Genomic DNA, 21,266 nt, shown 5'->3' on the forward strand with positions numbered 1-21,266 from the left:
ATTGTTAAAAGGCCTTGGCGCTTTCAAGCAAAAGAGGAGCCAACCTGCGATCTGCCCAGCAGCAACCCCTGCTCCGCCTCACATAACCCCACCACATAATCCCAGACCACCCGCAGCCGCACCGACTTGTGCAACTCGCGCCGCGTACTGATCCAGTAGCTGCGCTCGATGCTTTCATCCGGCAGCAACGGCACCAGATCGGGATCCGACTCGGCCATGTAGCAAGGCAACACCGCAATGCCCAATCCCGACCGCGCCGCCTCCTGCTGCGCGATGACGCTGGTGCTGTGAAACACAACCCGAGGGCTGCGACAGAAACTGTTGAGAAACATCAATTCCTGGCTGAACAGCAAATCGTCGACATAACCGATCCACGCATGCCGCCCAAGGTCCTCGCGGCTGTGCAGGGGCGGGGCTTTATCGAGATAGCGCTGGCTGGCGTACAGCGCCAAGCGATAGTCCGTGAGCTTGCGCGTGACCAGCATGTCCGCAGCCGGGCGCTCCAGATGAATACTGATTTCCGCTTCACGGTTGAGGATGCTGACAAAGCGCGGCACCGCGACCAGTTCCACTTCCAATCCCGGATAGCGCTCGAACAAGCCGATCATGCGGCTGGCGAGAAACTTGATGCCTAGCCCTTCGGTGACGCCAACACGAATCTTGCCCAACGGCGCAGTGGATTGGGTGATTTCCTCCTGCGCCAGCAACGCAACGTTTTCCATCGCTTCAGCGTGTTTAAGCAGCGCCTCCCCTGCCGGGGTCATTTCGTAGCCTTGGGCGTGCTGGACGAACAGCGCGGTGCCGAGGCTTTTTTCGATGGCTTCGATATGGCGGGCAACAGTGGCGTGGGTAGTGTTGAGACGGCGGGCGGCGGTGAGCAGGCGGCCGCTGCGTTGCAGTTCGAGAAAAAACCGCAGGTCGTTCCAGTCGAACATGGCGTGTCCTTGTCGGCTATGGTCAATGCAGGCTGTTTAAAAACGCACAGCGGCTGCGCAAAAACTAACATTCTTTTAACGAAAGCTAACAACTAGAGTGTCCGACAATAAAAACAAAAAGCGAGGTCAGGGAATGCAGACTTCCCTTGATGAATACGACTACATCGTGGTCGGTGCCGGCCCTGCCGGGTGTTTGCTGGCCAATCGACTGTCGGCAGATCCGCAGCAGCGCGTGCTGTTGCTCGAAGCCGGTGGGCGCGACAACTATGCGTGGATTCACATTCCTGTCGGTTACCTGTTCTGCATCGGTAACCCGCGCACCGACTGGTGCTTCAAGACCGAAGAACAACCCGGTCTCAACGGCCGCGCGCTGAGCTATCCGCGCGGTAAAGTGCTGGGCGGTTGTTCGTCCATCAACGGCATGATCTACATGCGCGGCCAGGCCAACGACTATGACGGCTGGGCGGCCGAGGGCAATCCCGGCTGGGCCTGGAACGATGTGCTGCCGCTGTTCAAACAGAGCGAAAACCACTTTGCCGGTGCGGCTGAATTCCACGGTGCCAAGGGTGAGTGGCGGGTTGAACAGCAGCGCCTGTCGTGGCCGATTCTGGATGCGTTTCGCAGTGCCGCCGAGCAGAGCGGCATTGCCAGCATCGACGACTTCAATCAGGGCGACAACGAAGGTTGCGGCTACTTTCAGGTCAATCAGAAATCCGGCGTACGCTGGAACGCGGCGAAGGCATTTTTGAAACCGGTGCGTGACCGGACGAATCTGACGGTGCTGACCGGGGTTGAGGTGGATCAGGTGCTGCTCGAAGACGGTCGCGCCTCGAAAGTCAGCGCGCGTCACGAAGGTCAAATCAAACAGTTCAAGGCGCGCAAGGAGATCATCTTGTGCGCCGGTGCCGTTGGATCGCCGAGCATTCTGCAACGCTCCGGGATTGGTCCGCGGCCGCTGCTCGAACGCTTGGGAATCGGCGTGATTCATGAGCTGCCGGGCGTCGGCGGCAATCTTCAGGATCACCTCCAACTGCGCCTGATCTACAAACTGGAAAATGCTCGCACGCTGAATCAGATCGCTGGCAGCGTGTGGGGCAAGATGGGCATGGGCCTGCGTTATTTGTATGACCGCAGTGGGCCGCTGTCGATGGCGCCGAGTCAGTTGGGCGCGTTTGCGCGTTCAGGGCCGGAGCAGACCTCAGCGAATCTTGAGTACCACGTGCAGCCCCTGTCCCTGGAGCGTTTTGGCGAGCCGTTGCACAGCTTTCCGGCGTTTACCGCTTCGGTGTGCGATCTGCGTCCGCAGAGTCGTGGGCGCATCGATATTCGTTCGGCGGATCCACAGGAAGCACCGCTGATTCAACCCAATTATCTAAGCCATCCCGAAGACCTGCGCGTGGCAGCAGATGCCATCCGCCTGACCCGCCGCATCGTCAGCGCCCCGGCCCTGCGCGCATTCAAACCGGTGGAATATCTGCCCGGCGCCAGCCTGCAAAGTGACGAAGAATTGCAGCAAGCGGCGGCGAAGATCGGCACGACGATTTTCCATCCGGTTGGCACCTGCCGCATGGGCAATGACGGCGATGCGGTGGTCGATGCGCAACTGCGCGTGCACGGTGTGCCCGGTTTGCGCATCGCTGATGCTTCGATCATGCCGCGCATTACCTCGGGCAACACCTGTTCGCCTACGCTGATGATTGCCGAGAAAGCGGCACAACTGATCCTCAACCCCAACACCAGGAGCAGCACCCCGAAATTGGAGCTGGCCCAAACCCTGTAGGAGCTGCCGAAGGCTGCGATCTTTTGACTTTGGATTTTCCAGATCAAAAGCAAGATCAAAAGATCGCAGCCTGCGGCAGCTCCTACAAGGGACCGCGTTTAATTCAAGGCATCACCCGGACACGCAACACCAGTGGAACAACAAAAACAATCACTGTGAGGGATACCGATATGTCAGAACACGTTCAGCCGCTGGACGCCGTGCGCAGCGCGGAGACCAGCCCGGATACACGCAAAGTCATCTTCGCTTCCTCACTGGGGACGGTGTTCGAGTGGTATGACTTCTTCCTCTACGGCGCCCTCGCGGCAGTGATCAGCAAGCAGTTTTTCGCCGGGGTCAACGACACCACGGCGTTCATCTTTGCGCTGATGGCCTTCGCCGCCGGCTTTATCGTGCGACCGTTCGGGGCGCTGGTGTTCGGTCGGTTGGGGGACATGATCGGGCGCAAATACACCTTTCTCGCGACAATCATTCTGATGGGCGTCGCAACGTTCTGCGTCGGTCTGCTGCCGACCTACGCCAGCATCGGCATCGCCGCGCCGATCATTCTGGTGGTGCTGCGCATGCTGCAGGGCCTAGCGCTCGGAGGTGAATACGGCGGCGCTGCGACCTACGTGGCCGAGCACGCGCCGATTGGCAAACGCGGTTTCCACACCAGTTGGATTCAGTCCACCGCGACCCTCGGCCTGTTGCTGTCGCTGCTGGTGGTGCTCGGTTGCCGCTACTTCACCGGCGACCAGTTTGAAGTCTGGGGCTGGCGCATTCCGTTCCTGCTGTCGATCGTGCTGCTGGGCATTTCCACCTGGATCCGCCTGAGCCTGCACGAGTCGCCGGCGTACCTGAAAATGAAAGAGGAAGGCAAAACCTCGAAAGCGCCGATCCGCGAATCTTTCGGCAAATGGGAAAACCTCAAGGTCGTGTTGATCGCCCTGTTCAGCATCAACGCCGGGCAAGCGGTGACCTTCTACGCGGCGCAGTTCTACGTGCTGTTCTTCCTCACCCAGTTCCTGAAAATGGACCCGGCGGTGGCCAACACCTTGCTGATCATCAGCGTGGTCATCGGCGCGCCGTTCTTTATCTTTTTCGGCTGGCTGTCGGACAAGGTCGGCCGTAAACCGGTACTGATGCTCGGCCTGCTGCTGGCCACGGCGCTGTACTTCCCGATCTTCAAATCCCTCGCCCACTACGCCAACCCGGCGATCGATCAGGCCAGCCGTCAGGCGCCAATTACCGTACTGGCGGATCCGGCAACTTGCACCTTCCAGTTCGATCCGGTGGGCAAAGCCAAATTCGACAGCCCGTGCGACAAGGTCAAAACCTTCCTGGTCAAGCAAGGCCTGCCCTACTCCAGCGCCGCTGCGCCTGCTGGCAGCGCCGTGCAGGTAAGCGTCGGCGATGTCAAACTCGATGGCTTCGACGAGGCTGCCCTGCGCGGCGCGATCACCTTGGCCGGCTACCCGCAACAGGCTGATCTGCAGCAAATCAACAAACCGATGATCGTCGCCCTGATCGTGGCGCTGATCATCATCTCGGCCATGTGCTACGGCCCGCTCGCGGCGCTGATGGTCGAACTGTTCCCGACGCGCATTCGCTACACCTCGATGTCACTGCCGTACCACATCGGCAACGGCTGGTTTGGCGGGTTCCTGCCGACGGTGTCGTTTGCGCTGGTGGTGTACACCGGGGATATCTTTTACGGGTTGTGGTATCCGGTGTTGATCACCGGGGTCAGCCTGGTGGTGGGGATGATCTGTTTGCGTGAGACGAAGAATATCGATCTCGACAAGAACTGAAACTCAACCAGACACATCAATCGGCGAGGGCTTTTACCCTCGCCGATTTTTTTGCTCAGGCATCTGCCTTGATCACCTCGAACTTCACCTGATCGGGATAAAACGCCACGTAGTCGCGGATCGGTGCCACTGACACTTTCGGATTTTCGTAAGTCCACACCGCATTCGCCCCTTCATGCCCCGGCACTTGCAGACTGAAGTAATTGGCGTCGCCCTTGTACGGGCAATAACTGGTGTGGTCGGTGCGGGCGAAGTACTTTTCGTCGATGTCTTCGCGGGGGATGTAATAGACCGGCGGGTAGTTGGCTTCGTTGAGGATCAGTACGTGGGACGAGGCCGCGACCTGGATGCCGTGGAATTTCACTATCAGGCAGCCGGGAAGTTGTTCGAGGGCAATGACGGGACTAGGGCCGGAGCTTTTCATGGGGTTCTCCTGAATACGGCGAAGAGACCGGTTCAGGTATAGCTCATTGGTTCTGGTTGGGGTGGGTTTGCAGCTGAACGGCCCCATCAACTTCAAAAGCCCCTCACCCCAGCCCTCTCCCCGAGGGAGAGGGAGCCTACCTAGGTGTCTTTAGTTCTACATCGACCTGAACGTGCGGTTTCGATTATGGATTCAAAGCCAATCGTTCAAGTCGGTGAATTTCGCCAATATCCCCCAATCAGTCCCCTCTCCCCCTGGGAGAGGGTTAGGGTGAGGGCCGCTCTCCAGGCATCACGCAACGATATCAGCCGCCACCGCCTGCCCAACCACACCCACAGCAAAGTCCACCGCCCCCTGCCCCGTCAGATCAACCATCAGGCTGGTCTGATTGGTCTGGGCAAAGTAAGTCAGAATCGCATCGCCCGCATGCCCGGTGAAGCCACTGACAAAATTCAGCGATGCCGCGCCCGTGGCGAAACCGGCGATGCCCGACAGGTCGATCTTGTCCAGACCGCTGGTGAAATCCATGATCCAGTCCGGTGCGGTCATGGTCGAATCGCTGGCAGCGCCGAACACGAAGGTGTCTGCCCCCTCGCCGCCCCACAACGTATCGCCACCGCCACCACCGTAGATAATGTCGTTGCCGGCACCGCCGACCAGATCGTTGGCGGCCGCATTACCCATCAGCAGGTCATTGCCCGAACCGCCCAGCGCATTCTCCACGGTCACCCCGTAAGCAACGGAAACGTTGCCGACCAAGCCACCAACATCGGAGAACGAACCTTCATTGAGGTTGATCTTCTGGTTCTGACTGAAGCCGGAGAAGTCCAGCGTATCGTTGCCGCCGCCGTCCCACACCGAGAAAACCACTTTGGAAGACGCCGAAGTGGCGCTGTAGAAATCGCGCTCCGCGTTGGAGTTGAAGCCGTACGTGGTGTCATCGGCACGGGTCGCGTAGTTGGCTCCATACAGTTTTTGCACCGCGACAATATCGTCGAGCAGCGGCGCCGAGGCGTACGCGCCGCTGCCGTCCTTGCTGAAATTCTGATCGGTATTGGCTTCGTTCCAATAACTCATCAGGCTGTAGCCACGGGTGTCTTCAGCGTACTTGGCGTCGTTGTAGGTCGGGTTGCCGTTGCCGGCGTTGTAGGCGCCTGGGTGCGACAGGCCGAGGGTGTGACCGATCTCGTGGGTCAGGGTCTGGCGCCCGTAGTTGTTGGTGTCCGGGGTCTTGTTGACCTGATATTGATCGTTGATCAGGTACCACGACTGGCCGTCATAGCCACCGCCGCTGGGCAGGTAAGCGAATGCCGCACCACCGGTGCTGACGTCGTAGTTGCCGAACGTCATGTGGCCATCGCCGCCCTTGCCTTCGCTAAAGGTGCAGTTGGCGACGTCGGCCCAGGATTGCATGGCCAGCACGGCCTGGGCCTTTTGCTGGGCGCTGAACTCGCTGAAGTTGCCCAGTTTGACGTTGTAATTCGCCGGTTTGTCGGTCAGAAAGCTGTAGCTGAGGTCGATCTTGCCATCAGCATTCTTGTCGCCCCACGACAGGCCTTTGCGCAGGATTTCATCAGCGGCCTGGTCAGCGGTAAATGAGGGTTTGCCGTTGACCAGCCCAACGCCACGGTCATACAAGTGGCTGAAAGCATCGACCTGGTCGAAAGCGCTGGTGGTTTTGGATTTGGCTTGAGCCATGGTGGACTTCCTTGTTTCTGAGTAGTCAGTGTCGACAGACCACGGCGATCTTCTGGCGAGATCGTCCTGTCACTCGCGTGTTTGCATCGGCGAAAAACCTGACACAGGCGCAAACCGGGCGCTAATCAATTTCTCGATAGCCCGGCCTGCGTCCCTGTATTGCCCGTCACGTACTGCAATGTTTTTTATCTGTATATCCATACAGATAAAAGTTGCCGCTGACGCCAAGTCCGGCCATTCTGTGCACCTGTGCGGACCTTGATCGACGTGGGTGGTTATGCGGTTGTACCTCTGTGAAAAACCTTCTCAGGCCAAAGACATTGCGGCCGTGCTCGGCGCCAGGCGTCGGGGCGACGGCTGCTGGCTGGGAACAGACGTCACGGTGACCTGGTGCATCGGCCACTTGCTCGAAACCGCCCCGCCGGACGCCTACGACGCCCGCTACAAGCGCTGGGTCCTGGCCGATCTGCCGATCATTCCGGACAAGTGGAAAATGACCGTCAAGCCGCGCACGGCCAGCCAGTACAAAGCGGTCAAGCGCCTGCTGGGTGAAGCCAGCGAACTGATCATCGCCACTGACGCCGACCGTGAGGGCGAGATGATCGCCCGGGAACTGGTCGAGCATTGTCGTTATCGCGGGCCGATCCGCCGTTTATGGCTCTCGGCACTGGACGAAGCTTCGATCCGCAAGGCCCTTGCCGCACTGAAACCCGGGGCCGAGACCTTCAGCCTGTATCACTCGGCGCTGGGCCGCTCGCGGGCGGATTGGCTGATCGGCATGAACATGAGTCGGCTGTTCACACTGCTGGGGCGTCAATCGGGATATCAAGGGGTGTTGCCGGTGGGTCGCGTGCAGACGCCGACCTTGCGGCTGGTGGTCGATCGCGATCGCAGCATCGCCGATTTCGTGCCGGTGCCGTTCTGGGCGATCGATGTCGATCTGCTGCACAACGGCACGCCGTTTACCGCACAGTGGCGGGCGCCGGCGGATGCCTGTGACGATCAGGATCGCTGCCTCAATCAGGCGTTGGCCCAGCAAGCCGCGGCTGCGATCAGCAGCGCTGCCAGTGCGCGGGTGGTCAAGCTGAAAACCGAGCGCATGCGCGAGGTGGCACCCCTGCCCTTCGATCTCGGCACCTTGCAGGAAGTCTGCTCGAAGAAACTCGGCCTCGGCGCGCAGGAAACCCTCGACATCGCCCAGGCGCTCTACGAAACCTACAAGGTCATCACTTACCCGCGCAGCGATTGCGGCTACTTGCCGCTGAGCCAGCACAGCGAGGCGCCGGGGATTCTCGCCGCGTTGCGTCAGGCCGATCCGGGTCTTGAGGCGCTCAAGGGGTTTCTGGAGCCACAACGCAAATCCCGCGCGTGGAACGACGCCAAGGTCAGCGCTCACCACGGCATTATTCCCACCGCTGCTGCGAAGAATCTTGAACGCCTGACCGGCAAGCATCGCGCGGTGTACACGCTGATCCGCGCGCGCTATCTGGCGCAGTTCCTGCCCAATCATGAATACGATCGCACTCAGGCCGATTTCGATTGCGCCGGTGAAGCGTTGCGCGCAGTCGGCAAACAAATCATTGAACCGGGCTGGAAACGCGCATTGCCCGAAGCACTGGCAGCGGCCAAGGGCCGCGAGGCGCCCGCGCCGCAAACCTTGCCGGCACTTACGCAAGGCGTGGAGTGCGCGGTGGCTGACGTTAAGTTCAAGGACCTGTGGACGCAACCACCGAAACCCTACACCGAGGGCGATCTGATCAAGGCGATGAAAAACGTCGCCAAACTGGTCGAGGATCCGCTGCTCAAACAGAAGCTCAAGGACACCACCGGGATCGGCACCGAGGCCACCCGCGCGTCGATCATTCAAGGGTTGCTGGATCGTGGCTATCTGGTGAAAAACGGCAAGGCCCTCGCCGCCACCCCGGCCGCGTTCAGCCTGATCGATGCGGTGCCCCGCGCAATTGCCGACCCCGGCACCACGGCGATCTGGGAACAGGCGCTGGACATGGTGCAAAGTGGCGAAATGAGTCTGGAAGAGTTCGTCACCAAACAGGCGGCGTGGATGAGCAAACAGGTGACGCGCTGTTCCAGTCTCAGCCTGACCATCAGCGGCCCGCCACCAGCCGGCAAAGCGGCGGCCCCGTGGAAGAAAAAACGCAAATCGACCCGTAGCAAAACCACGGGTACGACAAAACGCACAGCGAAACCGTCAGGCAAATAAAACCCGCTAGTGTTTCTGCAAGGCTCATCACTTTCAGGAACCCGGCGCATGGCCAATATCGAACTGCACCCCGCCCAGCGCGATGAGCTGGATATCATCGAAAACCTCATGCAGTTCTACATGTACGACTTCAGCGAATGGCTGCCGCTGAAGCTCGCCGAGCACGGCTTTTTCTCGATCCAGCCGAAAACCGACTACTGGCGCCATCCGGCCACCCAACCGTTCCTGATTCGCGTCGATGGCGAACTCGCCGGTTTCGTGACCGTCGATAACGAAATCCACATCGCTGGAGCCGAACACAACATCGGCTATTTCTTCATCGCCCGACGCTTTCGTGGCCAAGGCGTCGCGCAGTTTGTCGTCTCTGCCCTCTTGAGCCGCATCCCCGGTCAATGGCAGATTTTCCATATCAACGCCAACCTGCCGGCACAACGCTTCTGGGCTGGGCTCATCCCGCAATTGAGCGGCGGCGATTTCACCCGCCAGCAGCGCGAAGTGGACGGTTATCCGTGCACTTTCTACGTGCTGAATACGCCTTTTTCCGTCGCCTGAACGGATTCTTTCTCATTCCAAAACAGCTTTGTCCGACAATATGTAGTGAACAAAAATAATCACTACAAAACCGTTGACGGCATCGTTTTGCTTTTGCATGATGAAGACGTTCCCCGATCGGGAACATCGGTAACACGCTTGAGCAAACTCGTCTGACCGCCGAGTTGTTTTTTCCGGATACACGCTGCCCACAAGGCAGATTGAAGAAGCTGACCTGGCCTGAACGTCCAGTACAAGGACGAGAAGCGCTGGCGAAAATTCTCAAGACGCTTGTGGCTGACACGGTAAATGTCGTCAAGGAGCCTCCCGGTTTTCGCTGCTTCTCCTCGTTGTGACGCTATTGCGTAGCAGTTATTCAACACGACTACATGCAACAGATGCACGACCCCGTACTTCACACGGGCGAGCGCTGACGTCCTGGTTTCGGTGCCAGGGATCAACTAACCGATGGGCTACCTGTATTAGCGAATCAACTTTGAAAGATCACCAGACTGGTCAAGGGGCAATATCATGAATCTGAACAATCAACCTACTATCGAAGAACTGGCTCGTATGTTCGCTGCGCAGAAAGACAGCCATGACAGCCATATTCTCTGGATCAGCAAGTCGGGTCAGGTGCATATCGACTGCCTGGCGACCCATGCTGACGAAGACGAGTTCGACCGCAACCACCAGAACCTGCTGGCCCGCCTGAAGATGTACCGTCGCGGCCACGGTTATGTTGGCAAGAAAGCTGCGGCCGACAAGGACTTCATCGGGAATGTTCTGCAAACGCTGAAACAGGCGTGGGATTCGATGCAGAATAAGAATGAAGTTCGGGTGATTGATCGGTTCTGCTGAGCTAGTAATTAAATAATTGAAAGGCCTGCTTCCTTAAAGGAAGCAGGCCTTTTTTTGTTCGCTTGCATTGATTTGGCGTGACTGGAATTGTGGCCCCTCACCCCAGCCCTCTCCCGAGGGAGAGGGAGCCGATCGAGAGATCTCAAGTCATCCGTCAACCCGGAACACCGAGTTGATTATGGATTCAGCAAAACACTTTCAGGTCGGCGTATTACTCCAACATCTCTCCGTCAGTCCCCTCTCCCCTTGGGAGAGGGTTAGGGTGAGGGCATCCCCCAGCCCAACACCATTTCAGCAAACGCCACCGCCGCCGCACTGTGATAATTATTGCGCCGCCGCAACAACGCCGCTCCACGCTGCGGCGCCTCGCTCTCCACGCGCAACCGACGCAACGCCCGATCCTCGGTCGCAATCGCCTGCGGCAACATCGTCGCCAGCGGCGAATGACGCACCACTTCCAGCAACGTACTCACCGAATTCACCTCGATCCGCACCTGCGGCGTAATCCCGTGTTGGCGAAAATACTCATCCACCGATAACCGCGTAATGAAGTCCGGCGCCAACAAGGCGAAATCCAGTGAAGCGATATCCTCCGGTGTCAGCACCGCCACACTGTCATACAGCGGATGCTCACGCCCGACCATGATCCCCAACGTTTCGGTAAACGCCGGAATGCATTCGATATCAGCATTGCGCACCGGCGTAAACGCAATCGCAATATCCAGCGAGTCATCCGCTAACCCCGCCTCGATGTCGTCCATCGACAGCTCGAAAATCTGCAAATGAATTCCCGGATAGCGCGCGGCAAAATCGCGCACCAACGGGCCGACCAGATAAGCCATGAACGTCGGCGTCATCGCCAGACGCAACATCCCGCGAGACAAATCCTTCACGTCATGCAACGCGCGCTTACCCGCCTCCAGCTCAACCAGCACCCGTCGCGCGCATTCGATGTAGGCCTCGCCAGCATCGGTGGGTTTGACCGTTCGCGAGGTGCGATCAAACAGATTGACCCCCAGTGTCTCTTCCAGTTGGCGAATCTGCTGCGAAAGGGTTGGCTGTGAAACATGCAACGCCTCGGCGGCACGGGTAAAGCCGCCGTGATCGGCAACGGCCAGCAGGTAACGCAAATGTCGCAGCAGCATGGGAACACCATCTATAGGCAGGACTTATGCCAAGCATTGTATATCGGTCTTGGACGCTATGGATCAATCGGCAGAAGATCAATCCCACACAGCAAGCCAACCCCTGAAAGGAGTGACACCATGCAACAGTCCCACGCCTACAACGACACCAGCCTGGCCCTGACCACCCGCATTCTCGACGCCAAGGCACGCAAAGATCTGTCGTGGCAGGATCTGGCCGACGGCACCGGCCTCAGCCTGGCGTACGTCACCGCAGCCCTGCTTGGCCAACACCCGCTGCCAGAAAACGCCGCCCAAGTAGTCGGCGACAAGCTTGAGCTGAGCGCTGAAGACGTCGCGGCGATGCAGATCATCCCGCTGCGTGGCAGCCTCAGCGGCGTGCCGACCGACCCGACCATCTACCGCTTCCACGAGATGATCCAGATCTACGGCACCACCCTCAAGGCCCTGGTTCACGAACAGTTCGGCGACGGCATCATCAGCGCGATCAACTTCAAGCTCGACATCAAGAAAGTTGAAGACCCGGAAGGCGGCTCCCGCGCGGTGGTCACCCTCGACGGCAAGTTCCTGCCCCTGCGTCCGTTCTGATCCGCACCGTCCCGCACCCTGCGTGCGGGCCAACCCACCCCAAATGGTTACCCGTCACCACTGCGTCTGGAGGCTGCCCCATGCAAAAAATTCTACTGATCCTGGCCCTGCTCGGCGGCTTTTCCGTCCAGGCATCTGCCGCTGACGAGGCCGTTGCCTACCGCTACGGCATGCAGCTGGATATCGCCCAAGTGCTGAGCATTACCCCGGTTGCCGATGTGTGTGGCGTGGTGCCGGTGGAGATGACGTATCTGGACAGCCACGGCGGCAAACACATTCTTCAATACAGCGAATTCGGCAGCGGTTGCTCGAACTGAGAGGACAACACCATGAAAAACCTGATTGATGGCTTCCTGAAATTCCAGAACGAAGCGTTTCCGCAACGCACCGAACTGTTCAAACACCTGGCGACCACGCAACAGCCCGGCACCTTGTTCATCACCTGTTCCGACAGCCGTGTCGTGCCTGAACTGCTGACCCAACAAGAACCCGGCGAACTGTTTGTGATCCGCAACGCTGGCAATATCGTGCCGTCCTACAGCCCGCATCCGGGTGGCGTTTCGGCGACGGTGGAGTACGCGGTGGCGGTGCTTGGCGTGACCGACATTGTGATCTGCGGCCATTCGGACTGCGGCGCGATGACCGCGATTGCGCAGTGCAAATGCATGGATCACCTGCCCGCCGTCAGTGGCTGGCTGCAGCATGCCGAGTCGGCGAAAGTGGTGAATGAAGCGCGGCCGCATGCCAATGACGCGGCGAAGTTGAGTTCGATGGTGCGCGAAAACGTGATCGCGCAACTGGCGAACATTCAGACCCACCCGAGCGTACGTCTGGCTCAGGAGAAAGGCCTGCTGAATCTGCATGGCTGGGTGTATGACATCGAGACCGGCTCGATCGATGCGCTGTCCGCCGACCGCCGCACGTTTGTGCCGCTGGCCGAGCAACCAGCGACTTGCGCAATTCAGGCAAACGCCACTGCAGCCGCCTGAAATTCAAGCCATCCCTGTAGGAGCTGCCGAAGGCTGCGATCTTTTGATTTTGCTTTTAAAAACAAGATCAAAAGATCGCAGCCTTCGGCAGCTCCTACACGAGATTAACGTTTTACCGTGAGATCGATCTGGGTCATCCGGCTACGAACAGTAAACACGCCATCCCCCGAAAGAATCGCACTGCGCGCAAACAAGCGCCCACTCTCCCAGTTCGAAAGCCCCAACTCTGGTTTGTTGAGCGCGTACTGCCCATCGACCCAACGGGTAATGCCGTTGCCCACGAACGGCGCATTCACCGCGTTGTAAAAACGCTCCTGAACCTGCGCATCCTCGCTGATCAACGACACGGTAAATTGCGGGCTGTAGCGGTTGAACAGCGCAATCGCCTGATCCAGATCGTCAACGATCATCAGGCTGACTTCCGGGGTTTCTTCCCACTCCCACTCGCGGCCCAACTCGGACTCTGCCAAGGGTTCGGCCAGTGCTTCGGTCTGATAGCCCTCGGCGCGATAGACCTCGACCGTCGCGTTCTGCCACTCGCTCGGCAAGCAACTTTCGCTGCCTTCGACGATGTGCAATTTGCAGCCCTGACCACGCGCGGTGCCGGCCTGTTGCAATGCCTCAAGAAACAACGGCACCAGTTCCACCGCGCGATCACGCTGGATCAGACAGACGTTCAACGTATTGCAGACTTTGCGATCCAGCGAGTTGCGCACCACGGCGGCGAAACGTTGGGCATCGGCATCACGATCGGCAATCAACCACGCGCCCCCCGTGCCGTGCAGGCTGACAGCGGTGCCAGCCTGCTGGGCGATACTGCCCAACTGACTGACCGCACGACCCGAACCGCGCGCCACCGCCAGCGACAAACGCCGGTCAGCGAACATCGCCCAACCGGCGGCATGATTGACGCTTTCCACCAACGAGACCGCGCCGGCCGGCAGACCGGCATCGGCCAGCGCCGGGTTCAACGCATGAGTGACGATGGCTTGCGCGGTACCCAATGCATCGCTGCCGATGCGCAGCACAGCGGTGTTGCCAGTGCGCAAGACACCGGCGGCGTCGGCGAACACGTTAGGGCGTCCTTCGAAGACAAACGCGACGATGCCCAATGGCGAGACAACCTGTTCAACCTTCCAGCCGTCGTGCTCGACGCTGCTAATGACTTTGCCGCGCGTAGCGGCGGCATCACGCCAGGCGCGCAGGCCGGCGATCATGTCGCGGCGCATGCGCTCATCGGCGAGCAATCGGGTGGTGGAACGACCGCGCGCCTTGGCGCGTTCGATGTCCGCGCGGTTGGCGGTTTCGATGTGAGCCCAGCACGCAGGGGTTTCCAGACGTTGCGCAAACAGGTCGAAAAACTGGCTGATGGCCTCATCGGACACCGCCGACAACGCCGTGAATGCCGCTGCCGCGCGCTCGATCGCCACGGACGCCGCTTGCTGATCCGCCACGGGAATCAACAGCAACTCGCCACTGACCTGCTCCACCAGCAGATGGTCTCCGGGCTGAAAGCGCGCGGCCAGTTCGGGGCTGACCACGGTGACGCGGTTACCAGCGAAAGGGATCGGCGTGCCAGCGACTAGACGTTCGAGCGCAAGAGACATGAAGCGGATTCACCATGCAGGGAGCGGCCGGAAAATGTATAGGAACACAATCCTCCAAAGCAACCGCTAACCCTGTGGGAGCGAGCTTGCTCGCGAAAGCGGTGGATCTGATACATCAATGTTGGCTGACCTGACGCCTTCGCGAGCAAGCTCGCTCCCACAGGGTTTTGTGGTGTTTGTGTGATCGGGTCAGAAGACTGACCAGCCAATCCGCGCGCTAAGCATCTCCAACGCCGCCATGCCCGCCAACGAATTCCCCGCCGCATTCAATTCTGGCGACCACACGCACACCGTGAACTGCCCCGGCACCACCGCGACAATCCCGCCGCCGACACCGCTCTTGCCCGGCAAGCCAACGCGATAAGCGAAGTTGCCCGCTTCGTCATACAAACCGCTGGTAGCCATGATCGAGTTGACCTGCTGGGTCTGCCGACGCGTAAGGATCTGTTCGCCGCTGTGTTTGCAGAAACCGTCGTTGGCCAGAAAGCAGAACGCCCGCGCCAGATCAATGCAATTCATGCGCAATGCGCAGTGGCTGAAATAGCTGCGCAGCACCGCTTCGACGTCGTTGTGGAAGTTGCCGAACGACTGCATCAGATACGCCATCGCCGCATTGCGCGCACGGTGTTGATATTCGGAGTCGGCGACTTTGCCGTCGATCATGATCTGCGGATTGCCTGACAGGCGCCGGACGAAGTCACGCATCGACAGGGTCGGTGCGGCAAAGCGTGACTGGTTGATGTCGCAGATCACCAGCGCGCCGGCATTGATGAACGGGTTGCGTGGCCGACCGCGCTCGAATTCCAGTTGCACCAGCGAGTTGAACGGTTGCCCGGACGGCTCGTGACCGAGGCGTTCCCAGATCGCTTCGCCGGAATGATCGATCGCCTGCACCAGGCTGAACACCTTGGAAATGCTCTGCACCGAGAACGGCGTCTCGGCGTCACCGGCGCAATACATCTCGCCGTCGTTGCCGTACACGGCGATGCCCAGCTGATTGGCCGGCACGGTGCCGAGGGCAGGAATGTAGTCAGCCACCTTGCCCTGCCCGATCAGCGGGCGGACAGCGTCAAGAATCTCGTTCAACAGCGCTTGCATGCCGGGTTCCGAAGTCTCGCCCCATGGGATTGCGGGGACACTGGGGCTAGACGCTGCGCCCGCCCGTCGAATCACACCGGCCGCCATCGCACTGAATGTTCTAGGCTCAACCGCACATTCAAAAACGGGAGAGCAACCATGCAACTCGAAGGCTCCTGCCATTGTGGCGAGGTCACGTTCAGTCTCACCAGCGCCCATCCCTACCCTTATCAACGCTGCTATTGCTCGATCTGTCGCAAGACTCAGGGCGGTGGCGGTTATGCGATCAACCTTGGCGGCGACGCGACCAGCCTCAAGGTGCGCGGGCGCAAACACATCAGCATTTACCACGCGAAGATGAAAGACGAAGGCGACCAGCGCGCCCATCGCAGCACGGCCGAGCGGCATTTCTGTTCATTGTGCGGCAGCGGCTTGTGGCTGTTCAGCCCGGAATGGCCGGAACTGATCCACCCGTTTGCCTCGGCCATCGACACGCCGTTGCCGGTGCCGCCGGAACATACGCATCTGATGCTCGGTTCGAAAGCACCGTGGGTGGAAATCGACGTTAAAGCGAAAGACAAACAGTTTGACGTCTACCCCGAAGAATCCATTGCCCAGTGGCATGAACGCCTCGGTTTGACCCGCTGACCGCGTAACTCCAGGCTCCCCCCTGTAGGAGTGAGCCTGCTCGCGATAGCGGTGGGGCAGTAGCAAAAATGCCGATTGGACTGACCCCTTCGCGAGCAAGCTCGCTCCCACAATGATCTCTAGCGTTCACAAATCCAATGTGGGAGCGAGCTTGCTCGCGAAGGGGCCGGCAAAGGGCAGCGCATTCAATCCAGATGCGCCCAGGTCATCCGGAACGACGCCCCACCCCAAGGCGAATCGCCCACCTCAACCTGCCCGCCATGGGATTGCGAGACCCGTCGCACCAGCGCCAGGCCCAAGCCAAACCCACCGGTACGCCGATCCCGACTGGCATCCAGCCGCGAAAACGGCTCGAAGATCTTCTCCCGCCCATGCACCGGCACTCCCGGCCCATCGTCATTGACCCGCACCTGGTAATAATCGCCCGTGCGTTCCAGCGTCACTTCCACCCGCTGTTCGGCATAACGAATCGCGTTGCGCAGCAGATTGATCACCGCCCGCGCCATGAATCGCGGTTCGATGCGCACTGTGTCGATCCGGCAATCCGCGATCAGCAACTGCACCCCCGCCGCTTCGGCCTCCAGCGCCACGCTGCCAACCACGCTATCAAGCCAATTGGCAGCCTGGATGTTTTCGCGCTTGATCACCGTCGCGCCGCGCTCAAGGCTGGCGTAGGTCAGCAGCTCGGACACCATCTCCTCCAGTTCACCAAGGTCGGCGTACATGTCGGCAATCAGCTCGCGGTTCTGGCTGGCGTCCGGCTGTTGCTTAAGCTGGTCGAGTTCAAACGACAGCCGCGCAATCGGCGTGCGCAGTTCGTGAGACACGGCATTGGTCAGCTCACGCTGATTGGCGATCAGCCCTTCGATGCGCGCCGCCATCAAGTTGAAGTGTTCGGCCAGATCGCGAATGTTCGAGCGTTTCGACAATTGAATGCGCACCGACAGGTCGTTATCGCCGAAACGCTCGGCGGCCAGGCGCAGTTTCTCCAGATCGCGCCAGTGCGGGCGCACCCAGAAAAACAGCACGATGCCGATCAACACGGCAATCATCAGGTAGGCACTGGCGATGTAGAACGGCATCAGGCTCGGCTCGGCCGGCAAGCGGATGCTGAGCAACTGCGGCCCCTCGTCAATCGCAGAAATGTACTGGTTGTACTTGTCGCGGATCACCAGCAGCCCTTTGGCCAGCTCGGCTTTTTCCTCGTTGCTCAGGGCCAGTTCAGAGGCGTCGACCAGCGTCAGCCCCAAACCGTAATGCGGGCGGATCGTTTCCAGCTGTTGTTCCCGGGCCGGGCCGTCGAGGTCGCGCAACTGCTGGCCCAACGTCCAGGCTTGGCCGCGCACGGCCTCACGGTTGTAGTCCTGCATCTGATAATCGAGCAAGGCATCAAAAGTGCGCTCGACCGTCTGCAAGGCCAGCACCAAACCCAACGTCATGACCAGAAACAGCCCGAGAAATAACCGCAGCATCTACAGCTCCCACGCGAACGGATTGAACAGATAACCCTTGCCCCACACAGTCTTGATACACATCGGCTCGCGGGGATTGTCTTTGAGCTTGTTGCGCAATTTGCTGATGTACACATCGACGCTGCGATTGAGCCCGTCGAAGGCAATCCCGCGCATGCGATTGAGAATGTCATCCCGCGACAGCACTTTGCCGGCCGCGCTGGCCAGCAACCACAGCAGCTCGAATTCCATGGTGGTCATTTCGATGACCTCGCCCGCCAGCCGCACTTCACGGCAACTGCGGTCGACGCTCAACTGACCGAACTCCATAAAACTCACCACATTGCTGTCCGGCACCTGCCGCCGCTGCAGCGCTCGCAGCCGGGCCAGCAATACCGGTGGCTTGATCGGTTTGATCACGTAGTCATCGGCGCCGGACTCCAGACCGAGGATATGGTCGAGGTCATCTTCCTTGGCCGTCAGAATCACGATCGGTGTGTCCGACACGCTGCGAATCTCCCGGCACACGTGCAGACCGCTCTGCCCCGGCAACATCAGGTCAAGCACCACGACTTTCGGTTTGAATTCGAGAAAGGCAGCCACGGCCAGATCACCGCGATGCACCGTGCGCACCTCGTAGCCGTGTTGTTCGAGAAAGTGGGCGATCAGCGCGGCGAGGCGCTCATCGTCTTCCACCAGCAGGAGTTTGCCAAAACCCAGGTTATCCATAACGACCGTCTGCCGCCCATGTGTGAAGTGGTCGGCATTATGGCGGCAATCGCGATGAAGGCGTTTGCTTCAGGCAGCAAAAACCGGCCGCTGGGGCCGGTCTTCAGTGATGTTTCATACTCTTAAGAGTTTTTAACAATCTTGTGCAGGCACACCGCTGTGGAAGCGGAATTCTTCGTCCGGCGACTCGATCAGTTCCTGCTCGGCGGCGCGGACCTTGTCGATGACCTGAGCAATATCCTTCGCATCGCCGTACTGATAGGCCAGTTTCAGATAACCCTGAAAATGCCGCGCCTCACTTTTCAGCAGGCCAAAGTAGAACTTGCCGAGTTCTTCGTCCAGATGCGGCACCAGTGCTTCGAAACGCTCGCAACTGCGTGCTTCGATAAACGCGCCGACCACCAGCGTATCCACCAGTTTCACCGGCTCGTGGCTGCGCACCACCTTGCGCAAGCCCGAGGCGTAACGACCGGCGTGGAGCTGGCGCAGTTCGATCTTGCGCCGTTTCATGATGCGCATGACCTGCTCGTGGTGCACCAGTTCTTCCCGGGCCAGACGCGACATCATATTGATCAGGTCGACGTGGGAATGGTACTTGGCAATCAGGCTCAGGGCGGTGCTGGCAGCCTTGAACTCACAGTTCTTGTGGTCGATCAGCAGGGTTTCCTGATCGGCCAGGGCGGCCTGAACCCAGGCGTCGGGGGTGCGGCAGCCAAGGAATTCGTGGATTTCGGGAAGGATCATGGGGCTCACGGTAAAAGGTGTTCGAGCGAAGGGCGCCGATTATACCGGCCTGTCCGCAGACCACCAGCGGCTGGCGTTGATATGCATCAAGTCGCGCACGATCGGACAGCAACTATAGTTGTGCAACGCCGTGCCTTTTCTTTGCTGGAGACTCCGCTCATGCAAGCCATTCGCAGCATTCTGGTGGTCATCGAACCCGAACATTCGGAAAGCCTGGCGCTCAAGCGCGCCAAATTGATCGCCGGCGTGACCCAGGCCCATCTGCACCTGCTGGTGTGCGACAAGAAGCACGACCACGCAGGCATGCTTGGCGTACTCAAAGCCGCGCTGATCGCCGACGGCTACAGCGTGACCACCGAACAGGCGTGGAACGAGAGCCTGCATGAAACCATCATCGAGGTGCAGCAGGCCGAGGGCTGCGGTTTGGTGATCAAGCAGCATTTCCCCGACAGCTCACTGAAAAAGGCCCTGCTGACCCCGGCGGACTGGAAGCTCCTGCGCCACTGCCCTACCCCGGTGCTGCTGGTGAAAACCGCCGGTTCGTGGAAGGACAAGGTGATTCTGGCAGCCGTGGACGTGGGCAATGCCGATGGTGAACATCGGCATTTGCACACGACGATCATTGATCATGGCTACGACATCGCCAGCCTGGCCAAGGCGCATCTGCATGTGATCGCTGCTCATCCATCACCGATGCTGTCGGCTGCAGACCCGACGCTGCAACTGAGCGAAACCATCGAGGCGCGTTACCGCGAGCAATGTCGAGCGTTTCAGGCGGAATTCGATGTCGATGATGAGCATCTGCACATCGAGGAAGGCCCGGCGGACGTGTTGATTCCGTTCATGGCGCACAAGCTGCAAGCGGCGGTGACCGTGATTGGCACGGTGGCGCGGACCGGGTTGTCAGGGGCGCTGATTGGCAATACGGCTGAAGTGGTTTTGGATGAACTGGAGAGTGATGTGCTGGTGCTCAAGCCGCAGGAGGTTGAGGATCACCTGGTGGAGTTGGCGGTGAAGCACTAAACAGCTCAAATTGAAATGCGATCCCTGTAGGAGTGAGCCTGCTCGCGATGGCGGTGTGTCATACGACAACAGTGTTGACTGACAGACCGCTATCGCAAGCAGGCTCACTCCTACAATTGGAATGATTGCAAAATGTGGGAGCGAGCCTGCTCGCGAAGCTTCTAGGCGCCGAAGGCGTCTTTCAGAAAGCCCGGGGCGATATAGCGCTGGTAGTGCGCTTCCGACAGCAGGAAGAATTCCCGATCAATGGCATCACGCAATTCCGGCAGGTTCCAGTCGCGAAACTCCGGCAGCAACACCATCCCGTAGGCTTCCAGATTAATGATCACCCGCGCCCCACGGGCAATCAGCTGATACGCCCAGCAATATTCCGACTGATGCGGCACGAAGCGGATCTTGCGCTGTTCCAGTTGCTCGCGCAGGCGCGCCGAATCGAAAATCTCGACCTTCGCCGCCATCACTTGTGACAGCAATTGCTCCAGACGCAACCACACCGCACGTTTTTCTTCCTCGTTGTAGCCATTCCAGTGGATCACTTCGTGGTGGAAACGCTTGCAGCCACGGCACACCAGATCACCGTAAACAGTGGAGCAGAGGCCGACGCAGGGGGTCTTGATGGTCTGATTGGGCATAAGGTAGGTAAAACACTGAAACGCGGAACAGGTCGGCATGTTAGCCCTTTGTCGGGCATTGATCACCCCTCAAACTTCAGGGTCACAGCCACGCGCGGCGTTTGCCCTGGCCACGCGCATTGCCACGAAAGTCCAATAGAGCCCGACTTACCTTTAAATTTTTTTTGCCGTAGAATCAGCCAGCCTTTTAAGGCGCCAATGTCCGTTAGAAGCTGTTTTCAAAGCGTCACGAGCACAGTCGTTCCTTCAGAGCGGTGTTGGCGAGGGATTTTTCCAGCGGGGAAAAATCCAGCGCCAACCCTCATCAGCTCCCCGTTCTGCAGGCGTAAAACTTTGAAAGCAGCTTCTGTAAGGAATTGCCGGTAATTCTGGCCGAACGACCCACAACGT

At 59.3% G+C, this 21,266-nt stretch carries 20 protein-coding genes; 10 read left to right on the top strand and 10 right to left on the bottom strand.

The features are described from left to right. Nucleotides 1-23 precede the first annotated feature (23 nt). The gene (locus AC0ZWN_RS20415) at nt 24-935 is read right to left on the bottom strand and encodes a LysR family transcriptional regulator (protein WP_122607131.1); all 912 of its coding nucleotides are present in this window, start codon (nt 933-935) and stop codon (nt 24-26) included. A 133-nt stretch (nt 936-1,068) separates the two neighbouring features. Between AC0ZWN_RS20415 and AC0ZWN_RS20420 the strand changes: the two genes are divergently transcribed. Together AC0ZWN_RS20420 and AC0ZWN_RS20425 are read left to right on the top strand one after the other, a co-directional pair. Then, complete coding sequence (locus tag AC0ZWN_RS20420; protein WP_476336292.1) at nt 1,069-2,715, top strand: GMC family oxidoreductase; 1,647 nt, start codon at nt 1,069-1,071, stop codon at nt 2,713-2,715. A gap of 170 nt (nt 2,716-2,885) precedes the next feature. Continuing rightward, nucleotides 2,886-4,508 carry an MFS transporter gene (locus AC0ZWN_RS20425; RefSeq protein ID WP_095047447.1) on the top strand — a complete coding sequence of 541 codons (1,623 nt, stop codon included), beginning with the start codon at nt 2,886-2,888 and terminating at the stop codon, nt 4,506-4,508. Between the two features lie 55 nt (nt 4,509-4,563). Here AC0ZWN_RS20425 and AC0ZWN_RS20430 read toward each other — a convergent pair whose 3' ends face one another. Together AC0ZWN_RS20430 and AC0ZWN_RS20435 are read right to left on the bottom strand one after the other, a co-directional pair. After that, the gene (locus AC0ZWN_RS20430) at nt 4,564-4,932 is read right to left on the bottom strand and encodes a DUF427 domain-containing protein (RefSeq protein WP_463573606.1); all 369 of its coding nucleotides are present in this window, start codon (nt 4,930-4,932) and stop codon (nt 4,564-4,566) included. Between the two features lie 291 nt (nt 4,933-5,223). Further along, nucleotides 5,224-6,630 (bottom strand): serralysin family metalloprotease, encoded by a 1,407-nt coding sequence (locus AC0ZWN_RS20435; RefSeq protein ID WP_476336293.1) that lies wholly within the window; start codon nt 6,628-6,630, stop codon nt 5,224-5,226. Nucleotides 6,631-6,907: 277 nt separating this feature from the next. Between AC0ZWN_RS20435 and AC0ZWN_RS20440 the strand changes: the two genes are divergently transcribed. The 3 genes from AC0ZWN_RS20440 (at nt 6,908) to AC0ZWN_RS20450 (ending at nt 10,243) form a co-directional block, all read left to right on the top strand. Then, entirely contained in the window at nt 6,908-8,851 is a 1,944-nt protein-coding gene (locus AC0ZWN_RS20440) for a DNA topoisomerase III (protein WP_476336294.1), read from the top strand. A 48-nt stretch (nt 8,852-8,899) separates the two neighbouring features. Beyond that, a complete protein-coding gene (locus AC0ZWN_RS20445; protein WP_476336295.1) occupies nt 8,900-9,403 on the top strand; it encodes a GNAT family N-acetyltransferase in 504 nt (167 codons plus the stop codon). A 510-nt stretch (nt 9,404-9,913) separates the two neighbouring features. Then, a complete protein-coding gene (locus tag AC0ZWN_RS20450) occupies nt 9,914-10,243 on the top strand; it encodes a hypothetical protein (protein WP_093437124.1) in 330 nt (109 codons plus the stop codon). Between the two features lie 257 nt (nt 10,244-10,500). Here the strand turns inward: AC0ZWN_RS20450 and cynR are convergent, their stop codons facing one another. Beyond that, nucleotides 10,501-11,388 carry a transcriptional regulator CynR gene (gene cynR / locus AC0ZWN_RS20455; RefSeq protein ID WP_476336296.1) on the bottom strand — a complete coding sequence of 296 codons (888 nt, stop codon included), beginning with the start codon at nt 11,386-11,388 and terminating at the stop codon, nt 10,501-10,503. Nucleotides 11,389-11,508: 120 nt separating this feature from the next. Between cynR and cynS the strand changes: the two genes are divergently transcribed. From cynS to AC0ZWN_RS20470, 3 genes are all read left to right on the top strand, one after another. Continuing rightward, nucleotides 11,509-11,976 (top strand): cyanase, encoded by a 468-nt coding sequence (gene cynS, locus AC0ZWN_RS20460; protein WP_077573389.1) that lies wholly within the window; start codon nt 11,509-11,511, stop codon nt 11,974-11,976. A gap of 80 nt (nt 11,977-12,056) precedes the next feature. Continuing rightward, nucleotides 12,057-12,293 carry a DUF2790 domain-containing protein gene (locus AC0ZWN_RS20465; protein ID WP_116255396.1) on the top strand — a complete coding sequence of 79 codons (237 nt, stop codon included), beginning with the start codon at nt 12,057-12,059 and terminating at the stop codon, nt 12,291-12,293. A gap of 12 nt (nt 12,294-12,305) precedes the next feature. Then, nucleotides 12,306-12,965, top strand: coding sequence for a carbonic anhydrase (locus AC0ZWN_RS20470; protein ID WP_476336298.1), 660 nt, complete (start codon nt 12,306-12,308; stop codon nt 12,963-12,965). A gap of 104 nt (nt 12,966-13,069) precedes the next feature. On the opposite strand, the gene AC0ZWN_RS20475 is transcribed toward AC0ZWN_RS20470, so the two are convergent. Both AC0ZWN_RS20475 and glsB read right to left on the bottom strand, forming a co-directional pair. Further along, nucleotides 13,070-14,572, bottom strand: coding sequence for an aldehyde dehydrogenase family protein (locus AC0ZWN_RS20475; RefSeq protein WP_476336300.1), 1,503 nt, complete (start codon nt 14,570-14,572; stop codon nt 13,070-13,072). A 189-nt stretch (nt 14,573-14,761) separates the two neighbouring features. Further along, nucleotides 14,762-15,670, bottom strand: a complete 909-nt coding sequence (glsB, locus tag AC0ZWN_RS20480) for a glutaminase B (RefSeq protein WP_007911001.1) — start codon at nt 15,668-15,670, stop codon at nt 14,762-14,764. 138 nt (nt 15,671-15,808) lie between these two features. On the opposite strand from glsB, the gene AC0ZWN_RS20485 reads away from it, so the two are divergent. After that, on the top strand, nt 15,809-16,297 hold the full coding sequence (locus AC0ZWN_RS20485) for a GFA family protein (RefSeq protein WP_257358210.1): 489 nt from the start codon (nt 15,809-15,811) through the stop codon (nt 16,295-16,297). A gap of 185 nt (nt 16,298-16,482) precedes the next feature. Here AC0ZWN_RS20485 and AC0ZWN_RS20490 read toward each other — a convergent pair whose 3' ends face one another. The 3 genes from AC0ZWN_RS20490 to AC0ZWN_RS20500 form a co-directional block, all read right to left on the bottom strand. Next, complete coding sequence (locus AC0ZWN_RS20490; RefSeq protein WP_476336301.1) at nt 16,483-17,769, bottom strand: ATP-binding protein; 1,287 nt, start codon at nt 17,767-17,769, stop codon at nt 16,483-16,485. Then, complete coding sequence (locus AC0ZWN_RS20495; protein ID WP_093437091.1) at nt 17,770-18,477, bottom strand: winged helix-turn-helix domain-containing protein; 708 nt, start codon at nt 18,475-18,477, stop codon at nt 17,770-17,772. A gap of 132 nt (nt 18,478-18,609) precedes the next feature. Next, nucleotides 18,610-19,221 (bottom strand): MiaE family protein, encoded by a 612-nt coding sequence (locus AC0ZWN_RS20500; RefSeq protein ID WP_093437087.1) that lies wholly within the window; start codon nt 19,219-19,221, stop codon nt 18,610-18,612. 159 nt (nt 19,222-19,380) lie between these two features. On the opposite strand from AC0ZWN_RS20500, the gene AC0ZWN_RS20505 reads away from it, so the two are divergent. Further along, on the top strand, nt 19,381-20,244 hold the full coding sequence (locus AC0ZWN_RS20505) for a universal stress protein (protein WP_093437084.1): 864 nt from the start codon (nt 19,381-19,383) through the stop codon (nt 20,242-20,244). 161 nt (nt 20,245-20,405) lie between these two features. Here the strand turns inward: AC0ZWN_RS20505 and AC0ZWN_RS20510 are convergent, their stop codons facing one another. Then, nucleotides 20,406-20,876 (bottom strand): DUF1289 domain-containing protein, encoded by a 471-nt coding sequence (locus tag AC0ZWN_RS20510; RefSeq protein WP_064117650.1) that lies wholly within the window; start codon nt 20,874-20,876, stop codon nt 20,406-20,408. Nucleotides 20,877-21,266 lie beyond the last annotated feature (390 nt).

It is taken from the genome of Pseudomonas sp. 3B-A001-10F (assembly GCF_056313565.1).

What these genes read in the sequence shown, in the direction of transcription:
- AC0ZWN_RS20415 (WP_122607131.1), bottom strand. Translation starts at nt 935, where the DNA reads ATGTTCGACTGGAACGACCTGCGGTTTTTTCTCGAACTGCAACGCAGC.
- AC0ZWN_RS20420 (WP_476336292.1), top strand. Translation starts at nt 1,069, where the DNA reads ATGCAGACTTCCCTTGATGAATACGACTACATCGTGGTCGGTGCCGGC.
- AC0ZWN_RS20425 (WP_095047447.1), top strand. Translation starts at nt 2,886, where the DNA reads ATGTCAGAACACGTTCAGCCGCTGGACGCCGTGCGCAGCGCGGAGACC.
- AC0ZWN_RS20430 (WP_463573606.1), bottom strand. Translation starts at nt 4,932, where the DNA reads ATGAAAAGCTCCGGCCCTAGTCCCGTCATTGCCCTCGAACAACTTCCC.
- AC0ZWN_RS20435 (WP_476336293.1), bottom strand. Translation starts at nt 6,630, where the DNA reads ATGGCTCAAGCCAAATCCAAAACCACCAGCGCTTTCGACCAGGTCGAT.
- AC0ZWN_RS20440 (WP_476336294.1), top strand. Translation starts at nt 6,908, where the DNA reads ATGCGGTTGTACCTCTGTGAAAAACCTTCTCAGGCCAAAGACATTGCG.
- AC0ZWN_RS20445 (WP_476336295.1), top strand. Translation starts at nt 8,900, where the DNA reads ATGGCCAATATCGAACTGCACCCCGCCCAGCGCGATGAGCTGGATATC.
- AC0ZWN_RS20450 (WP_093437124.1), top strand. Translation starts at nt 9,914, where the DNA reads ATGAATCTGAACAATCAACCTACTATCGAAGAACTGGCTCGTATGTTC.
- cynR (WP_476336296.1), bottom strand. Translation starts at nt 11,388, where the DNA reads ATGCTGCTGCGACATTTGCGTTACCTGCTGGCCGTTGCCGATCACGGC.
- cynS (WP_077573389.1), top strand. Translation starts at nt 11,509, where the DNA reads ATGCAACAGTCCCACGCCTACAACGACACCAGCCTGGCCCTGACCACC.
- AC0ZWN_RS20465 (WP_116255396.1), top strand. Translation starts at nt 12,057, where the DNA reads ATGCAAAAAATTCTACTGATCCTGGCCCTGCTCGGCGGCTTTTCCGTC.
- AC0ZWN_RS20470 (WP_476336298.1), top strand. Translation starts at nt 12,306, where the DNA reads ATGAAAAACCTGATTGATGGCTTCCTGAAATTCCAGAACGAAGCGTTT.
- AC0ZWN_RS20475 (WP_476336300.1), bottom strand. Translation starts at nt 14,572, where the DNA reads ATGTCTCTTGCGCTCGAACGTCTAGTCGCTGGCACGCCGATCCCTTTC.
- glsB (WP_007911001.1), bottom strand. Translation starts at nt 15,670, where the DNA reads ATGCAAGCGCTGTTGAACGAGATTCTTGACGCTGTCCGCCCGCTGATC.
- AC0ZWN_RS20485 (WP_257358210.1), top strand. Translation starts at nt 15,809, where the DNA reads ATGCAACTCGAAGGCTCCTGCCATTGTGGCGAGGTCACGTTCAGTCTC.
- AC0ZWN_RS20490 (WP_476336301.1), bottom strand. Translation starts at nt 17,769, where the DNA reads ATGCTGCGGTTATTTCTCGGGCTGTTTCTGGTCATGACGTTGGGTTTG.
- AC0ZWN_RS20495 (WP_093437091.1), bottom strand. Translation starts at nt 18,477, where the DNA reads ATGGATAACCTGGGTTTTGGCAAACTCCTGCTGGTGGAAGACGATGAG.
- AC0ZWN_RS20500 (WP_093437087.1), bottom strand. Translation starts at nt 19,221, where the DNA reads ATGATCCTTCCCGAAATCCACGAATTCCTTGGCTGCCGCACCCCCGAC.
- AC0ZWN_RS20505 (WP_093437084.1), top strand. Translation starts at nt 19,381, where the DNA reads ATGCAAGCCATTCGCAGCATTCTGGTGGTCATCGAACCCGAACATTCG.
- AC0ZWN_RS20510 (WP_064117650.1), bottom strand. Translation starts at nt 20,876, where the DNA reads ATGCCCAATCAGACCATCAAGACCCCCTGCGTCGGCCTCTGCTCCACT.